Source organism: Polynucleobacter sp. MWH-UH23A (assembly GCF_040409805.1).
GTDB lineage: Bacteria > Pseudomonadota > Gammaproteobacteria > Burkholderiales > Burkholderiaceae > Polynucleobacter.
Genome location: NZ_CP099572.1, coordinates 1,242,487 through 1,257,910, shown reverse-complemented (window position 1 = coordinate 1,257,910; position 15,424 = coordinate 1,242,487). Strand labels below are relative to the sequence as shown.

12 protein-coding genes are annotated in these 15,424 nt (G+C 46.0%); 8 read left to right on the top strand and 4 right to left on the bottom strand.

The window, feature by feature from the left end:
* Window positions 1-2 precede the first annotated feature (2 nt).
* From folD to NHB35_RS06585, 3 genes are read right to left on the bottom strand one after another with little or no spacing between them, the layout of a single operon-like run.
* Window positions 3-857, bottom strand: a complete 855-nt coding sequence (gene folD, locus NHB35_RS06595) for a bifunctional methylenetetrahydrofolate dehydrogenase/methenyltetrahydrofolate cyclohydrolase FolD (RefSeq protein ID WP_353431589.1) — start codon at window positions 855-857, stop codon at window positions 3-5.
* Window positions 858-874: 17 nt separating this feature from the next.
* A complete protein-coding gene (locus tag NHB35_RS06590) occupies window positions 875-1,522 on the bottom strand; it encodes a response regulator transcription factor (protein ID WP_071467798.1) in 648 nt (215 codons plus the stop codon).
* 34 nt (window positions 1,523-1,556) lie between these two features.
* Complete coding sequence (locus NHB35_RS06585; RefSeq protein ID WP_353431588.1) at window positions 1,557-4,079, bottom strand: PAS domain S-box protein; 2,523 nt, start codon at window positions 4,077-4,079, stop codon at window positions 1,557-1,559.
* Window positions 4,080-4,302: 223 nt separating this feature from the next.
* Here NHB35_RS06585 and aceE point away from each other — a divergent pair, with 223 nt between their 5' ends.
* Genes aceE through lpdA form a run of 3 tightly spaced genes read left to right on the top strand, consistent with a single transcriptional unit; the run spans window position 4,303 to window position 10,417 of the window.
* The gene (gene aceE / locus NHB35_RS06580) at window positions 4,303-6,999 is read left to right on the top strand and encodes a pyruvate dehydrogenase (acetyl-transferring), homodimeric type (RefSeq protein ID WP_353431587.1); all 2,697 of its coding nucleotides are present in this window, start codon (window positions 4,303-4,305) and stop codon (window positions 6,997-6,999) included.
* Window positions 7,000-7,012: 13 nt separating this feature from the next.
* Entirely contained in the window at window positions 7,013-8,614 is a 1,602-nt protein-coding gene (gene aceF, locus NHB35_RS06575; RefSeq protein WP_353431586.1) for a dihydrolipoyllysine-residue acetyltransferase, read from the top strand.
* A gap of 9 nt (window positions 8,615-8,623) precedes the next feature.
* Window positions 8,624-10,417 carry a dihydrolipoyl dehydrogenase gene (lpdA, locus tag NHB35_RS06570; RefSeq protein WP_353431585.1) on the top strand — a complete coding sequence of 598 codons (1,794 nt, stop codon included), beginning with the start codon at window positions 8,624-8,626 and terminating at the stop codon, window positions 10,415-10,417.
* A 68-nt stretch (window positions 10,418-10,485) separates the two neighbouring features.
* Here lpdA and NHB35_RS06565 read toward each other — a convergent pair whose 3' ends face one another.
* Window positions 10,486-10,857, bottom strand: coding sequence for a hypothetical protein (locus NHB35_RS06565; RefSeq protein WP_353431584.1), 372 nt, complete (start codon window positions 10,855-10,857; stop codon window positions 10,486-10,488).
* A gap of 118 nt (window positions 10,858-10,975) precedes the next feature.
* Between NHB35_RS06565 and NHB35_RS06560 the strand changes: the two genes are divergently transcribed.
* The 5 genes from NHB35_RS06560 to NHB35_RS06540 are packed head-to-tail and all read left to right on the top strand — an operon-like array spanning window position 10,976 to window position 15,408.
* On the top strand, window positions 10,976-11,641 hold the full coding sequence (locus tag NHB35_RS06560; RefSeq protein WP_353431583.1) for an RraA family protein: 666 nt from the start codon (window positions 10,976-10,978) through the stop codon (window positions 11,639-11,641).
* Window positions 11,638-12,588, top strand: coding sequence for a tripartite tricarboxylate transporter substrate binding protein (locus tag NHB35_RS06555; RefSeq protein ID WP_353431582.1), 951 nt, complete (start codon window positions 11,638-11,640; stop codon window positions 12,586-12,588). The genes NHB35_RS06560 and NHB35_RS06555 overlap by 4 nt, the downstream gene beginning before the upstream one ends.
* Window positions 12,589-12,591: 3 nt before the next feature.
* Complete coding sequence (locus tag NHB35_RS06550; RefSeq protein ID WP_353431581.1) at window positions 12,592-13,560, top strand: tripartite tricarboxylate transporter substrate binding protein; 969 nt, start codon at window positions 12,592-12,594, stop codon at window positions 13,558-13,560.
* A 15-nt stretch (window positions 13,561-13,575) separates the two neighbouring features.
* Window positions 13,576-14,355, top strand: a complete 780-nt coding sequence (locus NHB35_RS06545) for a transporter substrate-binding domain-containing protein (protein ID WP_353431580.1) — start codon at window positions 13,576-13,578, stop codon at window positions 14,353-14,355.
* 30 nt (window positions 14,356-14,385) lie between these two features.
* Window positions 14,386-15,408, top strand: coding sequence for an amidohydrolase family protein (locus NHB35_RS06540; protein ID WP_353431579.1), 1,023 nt, complete (start codon window positions 14,386-14,388; stop codon window positions 15,406-15,408).
* Window positions 15,409-15,424 lie beyond the last annotated feature (16 nt).

Here is a 15,424-nt window from a genome sequence, read left to right as displayed (position 1 = left end):
ATCTAGGGCTTGGCTGCTTTTTCCGCAGCTTCTAAAGTATTCATTAGCAACATGGTGATGGTCATGGGGCCAACACCACCAGGAACGGGGGTAATCCAGCCCGCAACATATTTAGCCGCATCAAAATCAACATCGCCACAAAGCTTGCCATCGGGGAGACGGTTAATGCCTACGTCAATTACAACTGCGCCATTTTTAACCATGTCGCCAGAAATCATTTTAGGCTTACCCGTTGCAACTACGAGAATATCCGCATCTTTAGTGTGATGCGCCAAGTCACGAGTTTTACTATTGCAAATCGTGACAGTAGCGCCAGCTTGCAAGAGTAACATCGCCATGGGTTTGCCAACAATGTTGGATGCGCCAACGATGACGGCACGCGCACCACGGATAGGGTAATCAATGCTCTCTAGAATTTTCATGCAACCGTATGGCGTGCAAGGTTTGAATTCAGGCTGACCAACCATGAGCGCACCTGCATTAGCAACGTGAAAGCCATCCACATCTTTTTCGGGGGCAATCGCTTCTAACACACGTTCTGCGGCGATATGCTCTGGTAGCGGGAGTTGCACTAAGATGCCGTGAATAGAAGGATCGGCATTGAGCATCGCAATGCGCGCCAATAATTCTTCTTCGCCAAGGTCAGCTGAATAGCGTTCTAGTACCGAATGAAACCCGACATCTTCACAGGCTTTTACTTTATTGCGGACATAGACCTGGCTGGCGGCATTGTCACCAACAACAATTACCGCTAGCCCAGGGCGAACGCCCTTGGCAGTCACAATGGCGCCACGAGCGGCGATTTCAGTACGAAGCTTCTTGGAGAGCGAGTTTCCGTCGAGTAATTGAGCCGGCATTACGAATAAGGTGAATATTAATTGGGTTGTGGGTCAGAGAGCGCTAGGCGCAATAAGTCTGCTACCGTGTTGACGTTGAGTTTTTCCATAATGTTGGCGCGGTGGGCTTCAACGGTTTTGATGGAGATACCAAGATCATCGGCAATTTGTTTGTTCAGGCGACCTGCAACAATGCGCTCTAAAACTTGACGCTCGCGACCGGTAAGTTTGCTGAGCAAGCTCTGGGTAATTTTGCGTTGACTTGCTTGTGAGTAGTCCACGCGCGCTTTTGCCAACATGCGATCAACAAGTCCACAGAGATCATTCTCTTTAAATGGCTTTTCGATGAAATCAACTGCACCACGTTTCATAGTTGATACCGCCATTGAAACATCACCATGACCTGTAATAAACGCAACTGGCATTGGTAGGTTTTCACTAATCAAACGCTCTTGTAATTCAAGACCGGACATTCCAGGCATGCGCACATCAAGAATGGCGCAGGAGATAGTTGACTTATCAGTGCTTTGTAGGGATTGCAAGAAGCGCTCCGCGCTTGCATGGCAACGCACGACGTAACCATTGCTTTCTAAAAGCCAAGTCAAAGAATCTCGAACTGCTTCATCGTCATCGACGACATAAACAACTTCGGCCTGGTTAGGTTTGGTGCTGGCGCTTAAGTTCATAACGGTTCTCACAAATCAATCATCAGTACGACAGTTATACATTCCCACCGGTTTCCGGAGAATCTAGGGGTAGCAATATTGTAAAGGTGCAGCCGACAAGCTTGGTATGTTCGGCATCCATGGAGTTCACAGCCCACAGACGACCGTGGTGGGATTCGATAATGGAGCGGCAAATATTCAGCCCCATGCCCATTCCATCCGATTTTGTGCTGAAAAAGGGCTCAAACATGCGTTGTGACACTGATTCAGGGATTCCGGCACCCCCATCTTTGACCTGAATTCGCAGCATGGCTGGAAAAATACTAGTGTCTAGGTCTGCGCTAATAGAAACGGGCGGGGCTGACCAGCGCGAGGAAAGAGGGTATGCCTCCCTAGTGCTATCTAGGCCATTTTTAAGTAAGTTAACCAAAACCTGCAAGATTAGAACTGGGTCGACATTTACCTCCGGGAGGTTTTCGGCAATGCTCGAAGTAATCGTGAGTCTATGACGATGTGCCTCAATCTCTACAAGCCCAACGGCATCATTCATGATTTCACCAATTGCGATTGGTTTTCGCTGTGGCTCACTACGTTTTACAAATCCACGAATACGCTGAATGATCGTGCCAGCACGATGTGCTTGCTCTGATGCTTTTTCTAGTGCGGGCAATATTTCCTTGTTAAGTGTTGGATCAAGGTTGCCCTCCAAGCGTTTGGCGATACCCATGCAATAGTTCGAGATGGCTGAAAGAGGTTGATTGAGTTCATGCGCCAAAGAGGATGCCATTTCACCCATTGTGGTTAAACGGCTTGTAAATTGCATGCGCTCTTCTTGTTGACGCGCTAAGTCCTCACCCTCTTTGCGAAGGGTGATGTCGGTGGCAATCAGTAATTGCGCAAGATGCCCATCAACCCATGGAATGAAGCGGCGGCGTACCTCATACCATTTATTGCTGCCATCACTGAGTTGTACTTCTTCCGATTCTGATTCTTGATAGAGGAAGGAGGTTGGTATTCCTGGAGGGGAGTCTTGTAAGTCCTCAGCAATGTTATGCAAGGTCTGCATACTATTTTCTTGGTGGGCCAGTTGGAAGTGACCTTTAGAGTCATTGCCAAAATGCTCGCGATAAAACCGATTCGCAAAGAGAAGCTCATCAGTTTCTAGTGAGACAACCGAAACAGCCGCATCGAGACCCTCGAGAACGGTTGTAAAGCGCTCTTGCGATGCTGCCAATTCTTCTCGAATCTTTTTAGGCTCAGAGATGTCGATTAATGAGGTGACCCAACCAGTTTGCTTGCCGCGCTCATTAATTAATGGGGCAATAAATGTCCGCGTCTGAATTAATGAGCCATCTTTTCTGAGAATGGCGCCTTCAATTCCTTTTTTCAGACCGCTGCCGATGTCTGATTGAAGGGCGCGATTCATTTTTTCAACAAGCTCATCCCTACGGCTATCTGGCCAAAAGGGAAAGGGCGGCTCAAGCCCAATCAGTTCTTTGGCGCTCCAGCCGGTCATTTCGCAGAATGCACGATTGACATAAGTAATTCTCTTTTGCATATCGTGCGCACGTATACCAACGGGTGTGGAATTTTCCATGGCGCTACGAAAGTTGGTTTCTGTACGTAAGTTCGCTTCAGCCTCTTGCCTTACTTGCATCTGCTTCAATACAGACCAGAGACTCCAGATCACGAATGCGGAAAGTCCAATTACCACTCCAATGAGCATGCGGAAAGTCAGATTGGTAGGTGGTGGATAGGTATCAATACGCAAGACCATATTGGGGCTTAGCACCCCAATATCTAAACTAGTTTGATTGCTAAATGCACGTTTTGGAGTATCGCGATCAGAAGAGATGGCAAGAACTCTGTCGTTGTCAGTCACCAGCGTAAAGCGATAGTGGGCTTTCAGTTCCCCTGGAATGATTTCTAGTACACCTTGGGTTGTATATAGGGCAGCTAGGAAGCCGATAGTTTGGCCACTCACAATATTAGGTACAACCTGCCAAAACACTGTCCGCCTCTCTTTAGCTATTGGCTCTTCGTTTGGTAGGCTGAGGGTCATGAAAGGACTGAATGCAGCTCTACTGGTAGCTTTGCTCAATTCAATAGTGTTTGCAAGATTCTCATTTGCAGTTTGGTCATTCTGGGTCTTGCTAATCCAGTCCGATTTATTGTTATTAACAGGAACCGTCCATAGGCGTTGGTTATCTGCATTAATCCAAATGATTTTGACAATCTCATGATTATTGAGAATTAAATCATCCGCTTGTTCACGCGCAAGTAGCCTAAGCTTGGGGTCTTCTGTGCTTGCTGCTATTTCACGATTAATCGAATTTAATGAGTCAGCATTATTTGCAAACCGTAATTGAATACGCTGCTTAGCAAAAGATAATTCTCGAAATAGGGCAGACTCTTGCTGATTTTTCTCTTGTAGATGTAAGGTGCCCAAAATGACACTCATCACCATAGTGAACAACACAATGGCTATTAATGGGGTGTAAACAAGCTTAAAGCCCCTTATTTTTCGGAGCCATTTAAAGGGTTTAGTGATTAAGCTGACTAAGGCCGTGGATTTCATAGATATAAGCTCATTTTGCCTTATGGGAGCCTTAATTATTGATTTTCGACCTTCTAAGCCCCATTACTGTGCGGCGCAATAAAATACCACATTATGAGAAATATTATCATTATGTGGAAAATTGCTTGTTAACACCCATATACCTTCCTAGAATGTTGCCTATAGAGTGAATGACTAACGATGAAGTAACTGAAGTAAATCAAGTGACTATTGGAGACAAGTTATGGCTGCAGTTCCAGATCAAGTTTTAGGTAAACAAAATCCACAGGATGCAGATCCTGGTGAGACACAAGAATGGCTGCAAGCGCTAGATGGCGTAATTCATAACGAAGGTCCGCAACGTGCAGCATATTTAATTGACCAACAGATTTCGCATGCACGTGTTAACGGAGTTGATCAGCCGTTCCATGCGGAGACGCCTTATATCAATACGATTCCAGTAGAGAATCAAGCCCGATTACCTGGCGATCAAAATGTTGAGCATCGCATTCGTTCCTATACGCGTTGGAATGCCATGGCAATGGTGTTGCGTGCCAATAAAGATACCAATGTCGGCGGACACATTTCTTCTTTTCAATCTGCAGCAACTTTATATGATGTGGGTTACAACCATTTTTGGCATGCACCATCGCCAGAACATGGCGGTGACCTGATATTTGTTCAGGGCCACTCAGCGCCAGGGGTTTATGCGCGCGCATATATGTTGGGTCGCTTAACAGATGATCAGTTAAATAACTTTCGCCAAGAGGTGGGTGGCAAAGGTATTTCAAGTTACCCGCATCCTTGGCTGATGCCAGACTTCTGGCAGTTCCCAACCGTTTCTATGGGGCTTGGTCCCATCATGGCGATTTATCAAGCGCGTTTCATGAAGTACTTGAGAGATCGTGGATTCATTCAGGAGCAAGGTCGCAAAGTATGGGCCTTCCTTGGCGATGGTGAAACAGACGAGCCTGAATCTCTGGGCGCAATCGGAATGGCTGGCCGTGAAAAACTAGACAATCTGATTTTTGTAATTAACTGCAACTTGCAGCGCTTAGATGGCCCAGTACGTGGTAATGGCAAGATTATTCAAGAGTTGGAAAGCGAGTTCCGTGGCGCAGGTTGGAACGTTATTAAGGTAGTGTGGGGCGGTCAGTGGGATGCACTCTTTGCTCGCGATAAGAAGGGTATCTTAATGCAACGTCTTGGTGAGATTGTTGATGGCCAATACCAAACCATGAAAGCAAAAAATGGCGCTTATGTTCGTGAGACTGTCTTCAATACTCCCGAATTAAAAGCGCTAGTAAGTGATTGGAGCGATGATGAAATTTGGCAGCTTAATCGTGGTGGTCATGACCCGCACAAGGTGTATGCCGCATTTCATGCTGCGGTAAATCACAAGGATCAGCCAACAGTTATTTTGGCTCATACCATTAAGGGTTACGGTATGGGTGGTTCTGGTGAGGCAATGAATATTGCTCACCAAGCGAAGAAGATGAATGACGACGATGTGCGTCGCTTTAGAGATCGTTTTGAAATTCCTGTCAAGGATGAAGATTTAGCGGAAATGCCTTTGGTGAAGTTTGCTGAAGGAAGCCCAGAGCTTGAATACATGAAAGCGCGCCGCCAAGAGTTAGGTGGTTACTTGCCACAGCGTCGCGCTAAGGCAGAGAGTTTGCCAGTTCCAGCTTTAAGTGCGTTTGCGCCATTACTTGAGGCAACAACAGAAGGGCGCGAGATTTCAACCACAATGGCTTTTGTACGCATGCTCAATACTATTGTGCGTGATCAAACTATTGGTAAGCGCGTCGTTCCCATTGTTCCAGACGAGTCACGTACCTTTGGTATGGAAGGTATGTTCCGTCAATTAGGAATCTGGAATCAATTGGGTCAGCTCTACACCCCAGAAGACCATGATCAGTTGATGTTCTACAAAGAGGACAAGTCAGGTCAAATTTTGCAGGAAGGTATTAACGAGGCGGGTGGCATGTGCGACTGGATTGCTGCTGCTACATCGTATTCAACACACGGTGTGCCAATGTTGCCTTTCTATATTTTCTATTCCATGTTCGGCTTCCAGCGTATCGGTGACTTAGCTTGGGCTGCAGGCGATATGCGTAGTCGTGGTTTCTTGCTTGGTGGTACTGCTGGCAGAACAACCTTAAATGGCGAGGGTCTGCAACATGAAGATGGTCATAGCCATCTTTGGAGTGCCGCTATACCAAACTGTATTAGTTATGACCCAACATTTGCCTTTGAGTTAGCAGTAGTGATTCAAGATGGCATGCGTCGCATGATGGAAGTTCAGGAGGACGTGTATTACTACGTCACTCTTATGAATGAAAACTACGCACACCCAGCAATGCCTAAGGGTGCTGAAAAAGACATCATCAAAGGGATGTATAAGTTGAAGTCTGTAGGTGATGACAAAGCTAAGCTTCGCGTACAACTTTTGGGCTCAGGCACGATCTTCCGTGAGGTGATTGAAGCGGCAGAGATGCTACAAAAAGATTGGGGCATTGCTTCTGACTTATGGGGTTGCCCAAGCTTTACAGAGTTAGGCCGTGATTGGAATGCGGTGCATCGATCCAATCTGCTGAACCCAACAGCAGCTCCAGCACTCTCTCACGTAGAGAAGTGCCTGAAAGATACTGTTGGGCCAATCATCGCCTCTACTGACTACGTTCGCTTATTTGCTGAGCAAATTCGTCCAGCTATTCAGCATATGGGTCGTCGCTATGAAGTTCTTGGTACCGATGGCTTTGGTCGTTCAGATACTCGCGAGAAGTTGCGTGATTTCTTCGAGGTTGATCGTCGTTGGGTTGTTATTACCGCTTTGAGATCTCTGGTTGATGCTGGTCAGCTTGATCGTCAAAAGTTGGCTGAAGCTATTAAGAAGTATGGCATTGACACTAACAAACCAAACCCAATGACGGTTTAAGGCGAGATCATTCATGAGTCAAATAATCGAAATCAAAGTACCGGACATTGGTGACTACAAGGATGTGCCAGTCATTGAAGTTCTTGTAAAAGCGGGCGACAAGATTGAAAAAGAGCAATCGATTGTCGTTTTAGAATCCGATAAGGCTACGATGGATGTTCCATCGTCTCACACCGGTGTTGTAAAGGATGTGAAGGTTAAGGTGGGCGATACCTTATCAGAAGGTTCTGTAGTGATCACTTTAGAAGAGGGTGGATCTGTATCAATACCAGATCCTGCTGCACCTCAAGCTTCTGTTGCTCCAGCTAGCTCAGGTGGCGCGCCGATTGAAGTAAAAGTTCCCGACATTGGTGATTACAAAGATGTACCAGTGATAGAGGTATTAGTAAAAGCCGGCGATAAAGTAGAAAAAGAACAATCGATCGTCGTGCTTGAATCCGATAAGGCTACGATGGATGTTCCATCGTCTCACGCTGGTGTCGTCAAAGAGGTAAAGGTTAAGGTTGGCGACAATTTGTCTCAAGGCTCAGTGGTAATTATTTTGGATGGTGCTTCTAGTGGTGTTTCTGCCCCTGCGGTTTCGGCACCGGCTCCAGCTGCGTCTGCAGCCCCAGTGGCCAGAGCGGTAGAGCCGCCTATTGCGCGAGCACCAGCGCCTCCACCAATCAGCAATACACCTCCGCCAGTAGATGCTGCTGTTAGTCACGCAAGCCCTTCAGTTAGAAAGTTTGCGCGCGAACTTGGCGTCACCATTGCTCAAGTTAAGGGCTCTGGTCCAAAAGGACGTATTACTCAAGAAGACGTGCAAGCTTTTGTAAAAGCTGCAATGAGTGGCGGCGCCGGCAGTGCGGCTGCGGCCTCTAGTGGTGGAAGTTTGGGTGGCCTGAATTTAATTCCATGGCCAAAAGTCGATTTCACAAAGTTTGGCGAGATCGAGCGTCAACCATTGAATCGTATTAAGAAACTAACAGCAGCGAATTTGGGTCGCAACTGGGTAATGATTCCTGCGGTCACGTACCACGAAGATGCGGATATTACTGATTTAGAGGCTTTCCGAGTTCTCACAAATAAAGAGAACGAAAAGAAGGGTATCAAGATTACGATGCTCGCATTCTTGATGAAAGCCGCTGTTGCTGCGTTGAAGAAATATCCAGAATTCAATAGCTCCTTAGATGGTGACGATTTAATTCTCAAGAAATACTTCAATATTGGATTTGCTGCGGATACGCCAACTGGTCTCGTTGTCCCAGTAATTAAAGATGCCGACAAGAAAGGCATCTTTGAATTAGCAAAAGAGACTTCTGAGTTAGCTGCATTAGCTCGTGATGGCAAATTAAAGCCTGATCAGATGCAGGGCGCAAGCTTCACCATTTCCTCCTTGGGCGGTATTGGTGGAACTTATTTCTCCCCAATTGTGAATGCGCCGGAAGTTGCTATTCTGGGTGTTAGCAAGGCTGCCATGAAACCAGTGTGGGATGGCAAGCAATTTGTGCCACGCTTAATTTGCCCGCTATCGCTATCTGCCGATCATCGCGTGATTGATGGTGCACTTGCAACTCGCTTTAATGTGTACATTGCTCAACTATTGGCCGACTTCCGTCGTGCTTCGCTATAAGGAGGTTTTATGGCTAAGCAAACGATTCTGGTTCCAGATATTGGCGATTACTCAGATGTACCTGTCATTGAAGTATTGGTGAAGGTGGGTGATGTAGTTCAGAAAGAACAACCATTACTTGTCCTTGAGTCTGATAAGGCCACCATGGAGGTACCTGCTGATGCAACTGGCACGATTACCAGTATTTTGCTGAAAGTAGGTGACAAGGTAAGTAAAGGTTCTGTGATTGCTGAAATTGAGGCGAGTGCTACAGCAGCAGCTTCTGCACCAGCCTCAGCTCCAACCCCAACTCCTCAGCCTTCAGCGCCGCCACTAGCGGCACTAGCACCAGCACCAAAAGTGGGGCAGTACAACGGCAAAGTCGATCATGAATGCGAGATGTTGGTTCTCGGTGCTGGTCCTGGTGGATATAGCGCGGCATTCCGCAGTGCAGATTTGGGTATGAATACAGTCTTAGTAGAGCGCTATGCGACCTTGGGTGGTGTTTGCTTAAACGTCGGTTGTATTCCATCAAAAGCTTTGTTGCATACGACGGCTGTGATGGATGAAGTGAAGACAATGGCTAAACATGGCATTACATTTGGCGCACCCAAGATTGAGATTGATCAGTTGCGTGGTTACAAAGAGTCAGTCATAGCTAAATTAACTGGTGGTTTAGCTGGTATGGCTAAAGCGCGCAAAGTGAAGGTAGTGCGTGGACTAGGTAAGTTCCTAGATGCGAATCACGTTGAAGTTGAGTTGACTAGCGGCTCAGGACAAGACTTAACCGGGCAAAAAGAGGTGGTGCGTTTTCAAAAGGTAATTATTGCTGCAGGTAGCCAGCCTGTGAAACTACCTTTCTTGCCAGAAGATCCAAGGATTGTCGATAGCACGGGCGCTTTGCTACTCAAGAGCATTCCAAAAAGAATGTTGGTGATTGGTGGCGGCATTATTGGTCTAGAAATGGCGACGGTCTACAGCACCTTAGGTTCTCGAATTGATATTGCCGAGATGATGGATGGCCTGATGGCGGGTGCCGATCGCGATCTTGAAAAGGTATGGGAGAAGTTCAATGCAGGTCGTTTTGAGAACATCATGCTCAAGACTCGTGCCGCAAAAGCTGAAGTGAAGCCAGATGGAATTCAGGTGACATTTGAAGGTGAGAATGCTCCTGCTCAAGCACAGACTTATGATTTGGTATTGGTTGCAGTAGGGCGCACTCCAAATGGCAAGAAAATTGCTGCTGATAAAGCGGGCGTTCAAGTGGATGAGCGTGGATTTATTCCTGTTGATAAACAGATGCGTACCAATGTTCCAAACATCTTCGCAATTGGTGACTTAGTTGGGCAGCCGATGTTGGCTCATAAGGCAGTTCATGAAGGTCATGTTGCTGCCGAGGCTGCTGCTGGTGAGAAGTCTTACTTTGATGCCAAGCAAATTCCTTCTGTTGCCTACACGGATCCAGAGGTTGCTTGGGCAGGTCTTACTGAAGAACAATGTAAAGCGCAAGGTATTGCCTATGAAAAAGGCTTATTCCCATGGGCCGCTAGTGGACGTGCAATTGCAAACGGTCGCGATGAAGGTTTCACGAAACTGATTTTTGATGCTAAGACACACCGCATTATTGGTGGTGGTATCGTCGGTACTCATGCTGGTGACTTAATCAGTGAAGTATGTCTTGCCATTGAGATGGGTGCTGATGCGGTTGATATTGGTAAAACTATTCATCCTCATCCAACACTTGGTGAATCTGTTGGCTTGGCTGCGGAAGCAGCGCATGGTCATTGCACAGACTTGCCCCCAGTGAAAAAGAAGTCTTCTTAACGCGCAAGAATTATTTGCGCTGCTATAAAAAAGCCCCGATTAGTCGGGGCTTTTACTTTATACGGACTTTATGAAATGAGTTTTGTCTTTAATTCTCGTATGCGCTCATCGACATAGTAGCCTCCCGCTTCCAAGTAACGAAGGTATATAGAGGCGCAGTTTTTACACTGATATACATCTGATTTGTTATAAGGATGAAATTCGATGGCAATTGGAGCATCCTTGGACCAAAGATCGGTTCCATCTGGATGGTATTCCTCCCAACATTCAGAGCCGTCTTCAGTCCTTAGCGTGCCAATACACTCCAAAATCTTAGTTTCATAACCCCCAGGCACACTTTCCCAACCCTCGCAATTCAAAGATTGGCATTCAGGACACTTTTCCTGGTGCTTAGTGCTTGCCAAGGATATTAGTTCATCTCGGGTTAGAAGTTTTGGCATGTTGATTTTTAAGGATTGCGCTTCCGAGTAGGGTATATTTTTACTAAAGAACAGATCTTAGCTCACACTGGCAATTACGGTTGAGTTGGTCGATAAAAGGAAAAATAAGGAAGACACAATGACCCATGGTTACGCAATTCATCCTCGTAAAGAGGCTCATAAAGAAGGTATTGCAGCATTAACTGGTTTAGCTACTTCGGTAGTGAGTGATGTTCTTGGCAGAACTATAGGTGCTGTCGGTATTCTTCCGGTGAATAAGTCGCCTGTATCCGTTTGTGGAAACGCAGTTACTGTGTGCGTTCGATCTGGCGATAATTTAATGATTCACAAGGCTTTGCAAATCTTGCGGCCGGGCGATGTGTTGGTTGTGGATGGCGGTGGAGATGTATCGCGGGCACTATTCGGCGAAATCATGATGACGGTAGCGAAGTCACGAGGAGCTATTGGCGCAGTATTTGATGCCGCTATTCGTGATGTGGATGCTTTTGAGCGCCATCAATTTCCCTGTTGGGCGCGTGGCGTCAATATGCGCGGCCCATACAAAGACGGGCCTGGTTCTATTAATACATCAATATCCATTGGTGGGATGACTGTTAACCCTGGTGACATTATCTTGGGCGATAGTGATGGCATTATCGCTTTACCACCTGAGCTAGCATTAGAAGGCGCTCTTCTGGGTAAGGAAAAAGAACTAACAGAGCGGAATACCATTCAATCTATCTTAGATGATCAATATGATTATGCGTGGATTGATATCAGCCTAAAGCAAAAAGGCGTGCTATGAAAATCAGGGGGCTTTGGGCGGTAATATTCGCTGTCTTGTCTTTCCAGGTGCTCGCTGCCTATCCCGACAAGTCGATTAAGTTCCTAGTGCCATGGCCGCCGGGTGGGGCAACAGATCAGGTGGCGAGAATACTGACAGTACCCTTATCAAAAGAGCTTGGCGTTAGTGTCTTTGTCGAAAATAAAGGTGGTGCTGGAGGTAATATTGGCACCCAAGCATTTTTACAAGACAGGCCAGATGGCTACTCTATGTTGATGGCGACTAGCTCAACGAATGCCGCAGGTCCCCACTTATTTGCTAATCAGGGTTTTGATGCAGCAAAAGATTTCACACCAGTGATTTTGGTGTGCACCATACCCAACATCATGGTGGTTCCAGAATCATCACCTTGGAATAGCCTGAGAGACTTATTGGCAGATGTAAAACAGAATCCTGGGAAGTACACCTATGGATCTGCAGGCATTGGAGCTTCCCAGCACTTGGCGGGAGCGCAGTTTAAAACAGTGACGGGTTTAGATATTCGTCACGTGCCCTATAAAGGTAGTGGTCCAGCAGCGCTAGATTTAATGGCTGGTCATATCGACATGATGCTCGATACTGGTTCGCTAAACAATATCAAAGCTGGCAAATTAAAGGCATTGGGAGTAGCCGCCGATAAACGTATTCCGGAGTTACCTAATGTACCAACCCTAAAGGAGCTTGGTGTACCAATGGTGGCTAATGCATGGTACGGAGTCATGCTGCCTGCTGGTGCGCCGAAAGACGTAACTGAAAAGTTAAACGCGGCATTCAATAAAGTCCTCAAAGATCCTGAGGTACGTAAGAGCTTGCAGGGAATCGGAGCCCAAGTGGATGGTGGTTCGGTAAATGACTTCACCAAGTTTTCTCAATCCGAAATCAAACGCTATGAAGGAATTGTCAAAATGTCAGGAGCCCCAAAGGAATAAGCAATGATGAAAAAACTGATGTTGATGGTATCCATATCACTGACTACCTTCTGGGTATCAAATGCTCTAGCGCAAGACTATCCCAATAAACCAATTAAAGTGCTAGTTGGTTATGCGCCAGGAGGCGCTGTCGATCTAGTCGCAAGAACGCTAGGGCAGAGCTTATCGACCAGTTTGGGTCAACCAATCGTAGTAGAGAACAAGCCTGGTGCTGGGACCAATATTGCCGTCAGGCAATTAATTGATAGTCCACCAGATGGATATACATTGATGGTTGCGGCCAATGCTTTAGCTGCAAATATGTCCTTGTATAAACCCCAGCCATTTGATGTGGATAAAGATATTACGCCAATCGCTATGATTGGACGAGTCCCGGTAGTCATCGCGGCTCCAATCGATAGTAAATATCAAAAATTATCTGATCTGATCAAAGCTGCAAAAGCCAATCCAGATTACATCACCTATGGCACTCCAGGTAATGGAGCTACCCCACACATGGCTATGAAATTTTTCGAGCAGGCGGCTGGAATTTCATTAAAGCATGTACCCTATAAAGGTGGTTCTCCTGCAATTACAGACGTGATTGGCGGGCAGTTAGACTTAGTGGCCGTCAATATGCTGGAAGTTGCACCTCAAGTGAAGAGTGGCAAGCTCAAAATTATTGCCGTCATGAGCGCTAAGCGCTCACCTTTGTTTCCGGAGGTGCCAACTATTGCAGAATCTGGTTTTTCTGGATTTGAAGCTTCAGTATGGTACAGCTTAATTGCTCCAGCTAAGACACCCAATACTATTGTGAAAATGTTACATGCTCAGGTAGAAAAAGCACTTCAATCTAAAGAAATGATTGAGCGTTTAAGTTCAGTAGGAGGTGAAGTTAGCCCTGGAACAACAGCGCAATTTACCGCTTACCTGAACTCAGAACGTAAGCGCTATGAAAAGCTAGTGCGTGACGCAAACATACAACCTGATTAATCAATATTGAATAAGATGAATGTCCTAACAAGGCTAAAAATTCTGGGCATATTATTTGCAAGTCTTGTTCTGGTCGCTTGCGCTAGCTCATCTGCGGACTTATTAACTCCGCAAGGGGCATTACGCATGGGTCTATATAAAGGTTCTCCGACTTCAGTCCTAGATTTTGATGGCCCCACTCAGCCTCGTGGCATCGGTTATGAATTAGGAAAAAATCTAGCGGCTCAATTGGAAGTGGGGTATGACCCTGTTGTGTTTGAAAAAAATGCGGATGTATTGGCTGCGATCAAGAATAGTTCTGTTGATTTGGTATTTACTAACGCCAGCGCTGATCGCGCTCAGTTCATTCAATTCTCAAAGACGGTCATCAGGATCGAGAAAGGCTTTTTGATTAGCCCCCATAGTAGGCTTCAATCAATTCCTGAAATCAATCATCGAAATGTCAGGATTGGTTACAGCGTAGGTAGCAATTCCCAGTCAGAGTTACCAAAAATCATTCCTAACGCAACTCTAGTGGCAACTCAGTCCACTAAGAGTGCTATTGCTATGCTCAAGTCAGGTGAGCTAGATGGATTTTCTACAAACAAAGCAATTCTTTTTGAAATGGCTGGGTCGATTCCAAAGTCTCAGGTTTTACCTGCGGTAATTGGTTATGAATACTTGGCGCTGGGCACTCCAAAGTCGCGCGCAATTTCGGACTCACTGTTAAATAATTTTATCGATCGAATGGAATCTACTGGCAAGCTTCAGGAAATCATTCGACGATCGGGTATTCAAGGTCTTGCACCCAATTAATTTGGCCTCTATTTTGAAGAAAGCAATAGCATGATTATTGATTGTCATGGCCACTACACTACGGCGCCAAAAGCCCTGCAAGCTTGGCGAGATGCACAGCTCGCTAATCTGAATACCCCTGAGCTTGGGCCTAAAATATCCGATTTGAAAATTAGCGATGATGAAATTCGGGAGTCGATCGAAACCCATCAATTAGCCAGAATGCGAGAGCGGGGAATTGACCTAACCATATTCTCTCCACGTGCCAGTTTTATGGCACATCATTTAGGCGATTTCAATACCTCGGCTACTTGGGCCGCAATTTGTAATGAGCTTTGTTATCGAGTGACGCAACTCTTTCCTGAGCATTTTGTGGGGGCAGCGATGCTTCCTCAGTCACCAGGAGTTGACGTTCATACCGGCATACCCGAAATGCGCAAATGCATTAATGAATATGAGTTTGTAGGAATTAATCTCAACCCTGATCCTTCGGGGGGATATTGGCGTGACCCACCTTTAAGCCATTCCTTTTGGAATCCTATTTATGAAGAGATGGTTGATTTGGATGTTCCCGCGATGATTCATGTGAGTACGAGTTGTAATGATTGTTTTCATACGACAGGCTCGCACTATTTAAATGCTGACACTACAGCTTTTATGCAATGCTTGAGCTCAGATCTATTTGAACGTTTTCCTGAGCTGCGATTTTTAATTCCTCATGGTGGTGGGGCAGTGCCTTATCATTGGGGGCGTTTTAGAGGGTTGGCAAAGGATATGAATATCCATGATATTAATGACAAGCTTCTCAATAATATTTATTTTGATACTTGCGTCTATCACCAGCCTGGAATTGATTTGCTGACTAAAGTCATTCCTGTAAAAAATATTTTGTTTGCCTCAGAAACTTTTGGAGCAGTAAAAGACATCGATCCAAGTACGGGCTATTATTTCGACGATACCCGTCGCTATGTAGAGGCTGTCAGCTCCTTAAATGAGCATGAAAAGAAAATGATTTTCGAGGGTAATGCCCGAAAAGTCTTTAGCCGAATTGCACGGCGAGTCCATGCAACCTAGCATCGGTGGAGTTGCC

Excerpts from the sequence above, each read along its gene's own strand:
- NHB35_RS06585 (WP_353431588.1), bottom strand. The coding sequence starts at position 4,079 with ATGAAATCCACGGCCTTAGTCAGCTTAATCACTAAACCCTTTAAATGG.
- NHB35_RS06550 (WP_353431581.1), top strand. The coding sequence starts at position 12,592 with ATGATGAAAAAACTGATGTTGATGGTATCCATATCACTGACTACCTTC.
- NHB35_RS06560 (WP_353431583.1), top strand. The coding sequence starts at position 10,976 with ATGACCCATGGTTACGCAATTCATCCTCGTAAAGAGGCTCATAAAGAA.
- NHB35_RS06555 (WP_353431582.1), top strand. The coding sequence starts at position 11,638 with ATGAAAATCAGGGGGCTTTGGGCGGTAATATTCGCTGTCTTGTCTTTC.
- NHB35_RS06540 (WP_353431579.1), top strand. The coding sequence starts at position 14,386 with ATGATTATTGATTGTCATGGCCACTACACTACGGCGCCAAAAGCCCTG.
- lpdA (WP_353431585.1), top strand. The coding sequence starts at position 8,624 with ATGGCTAAGCAAACGATTCTGGTTCCAGATATTGGCGATTACTCAGAT.
- NHB35_RS06590 (WP_071467798.1), bottom strand. The coding sequence starts at position 1,522 with ATGAACTTAAGCGCCAGCACCAAACCTAACCAGGCCGAAGTTGTTTAT.
- aceF (WP_353431586.1), top strand. The coding sequence starts at position 7,013 with ATGAGTCAAATAATCGAAATCAAAGTACCGGACATTGGTGACTACAAG.
- NHB35_RS06545 (WP_353431580.1), top strand. The coding sequence starts at position 13,576 with ATGAATGTCCTAACAAGGCTAAAAATTCTGGGCATATTATTTGCAAGT.
- folD (WP_353431589.1), bottom strand. The coding sequence starts at position 857 with ATGCCGGCTCAATTACTCGACGGAAACTCGCTCTCCAAGAAGCTTCGT.
- NHB35_RS06565 (WP_353431584.1), bottom strand. The coding sequence starts at position 10,857 with ATGCCAAAACTTCTAACCCGAGATGAACTAATATCCTTGGCAAGCACT.
- aceE (WP_353431587.1), top strand. The coding sequence starts at position 4,303 with ATGGCTGCAGTTCCAGATCAAGTTTTAGGTAAACAAAATCCACAGGAT.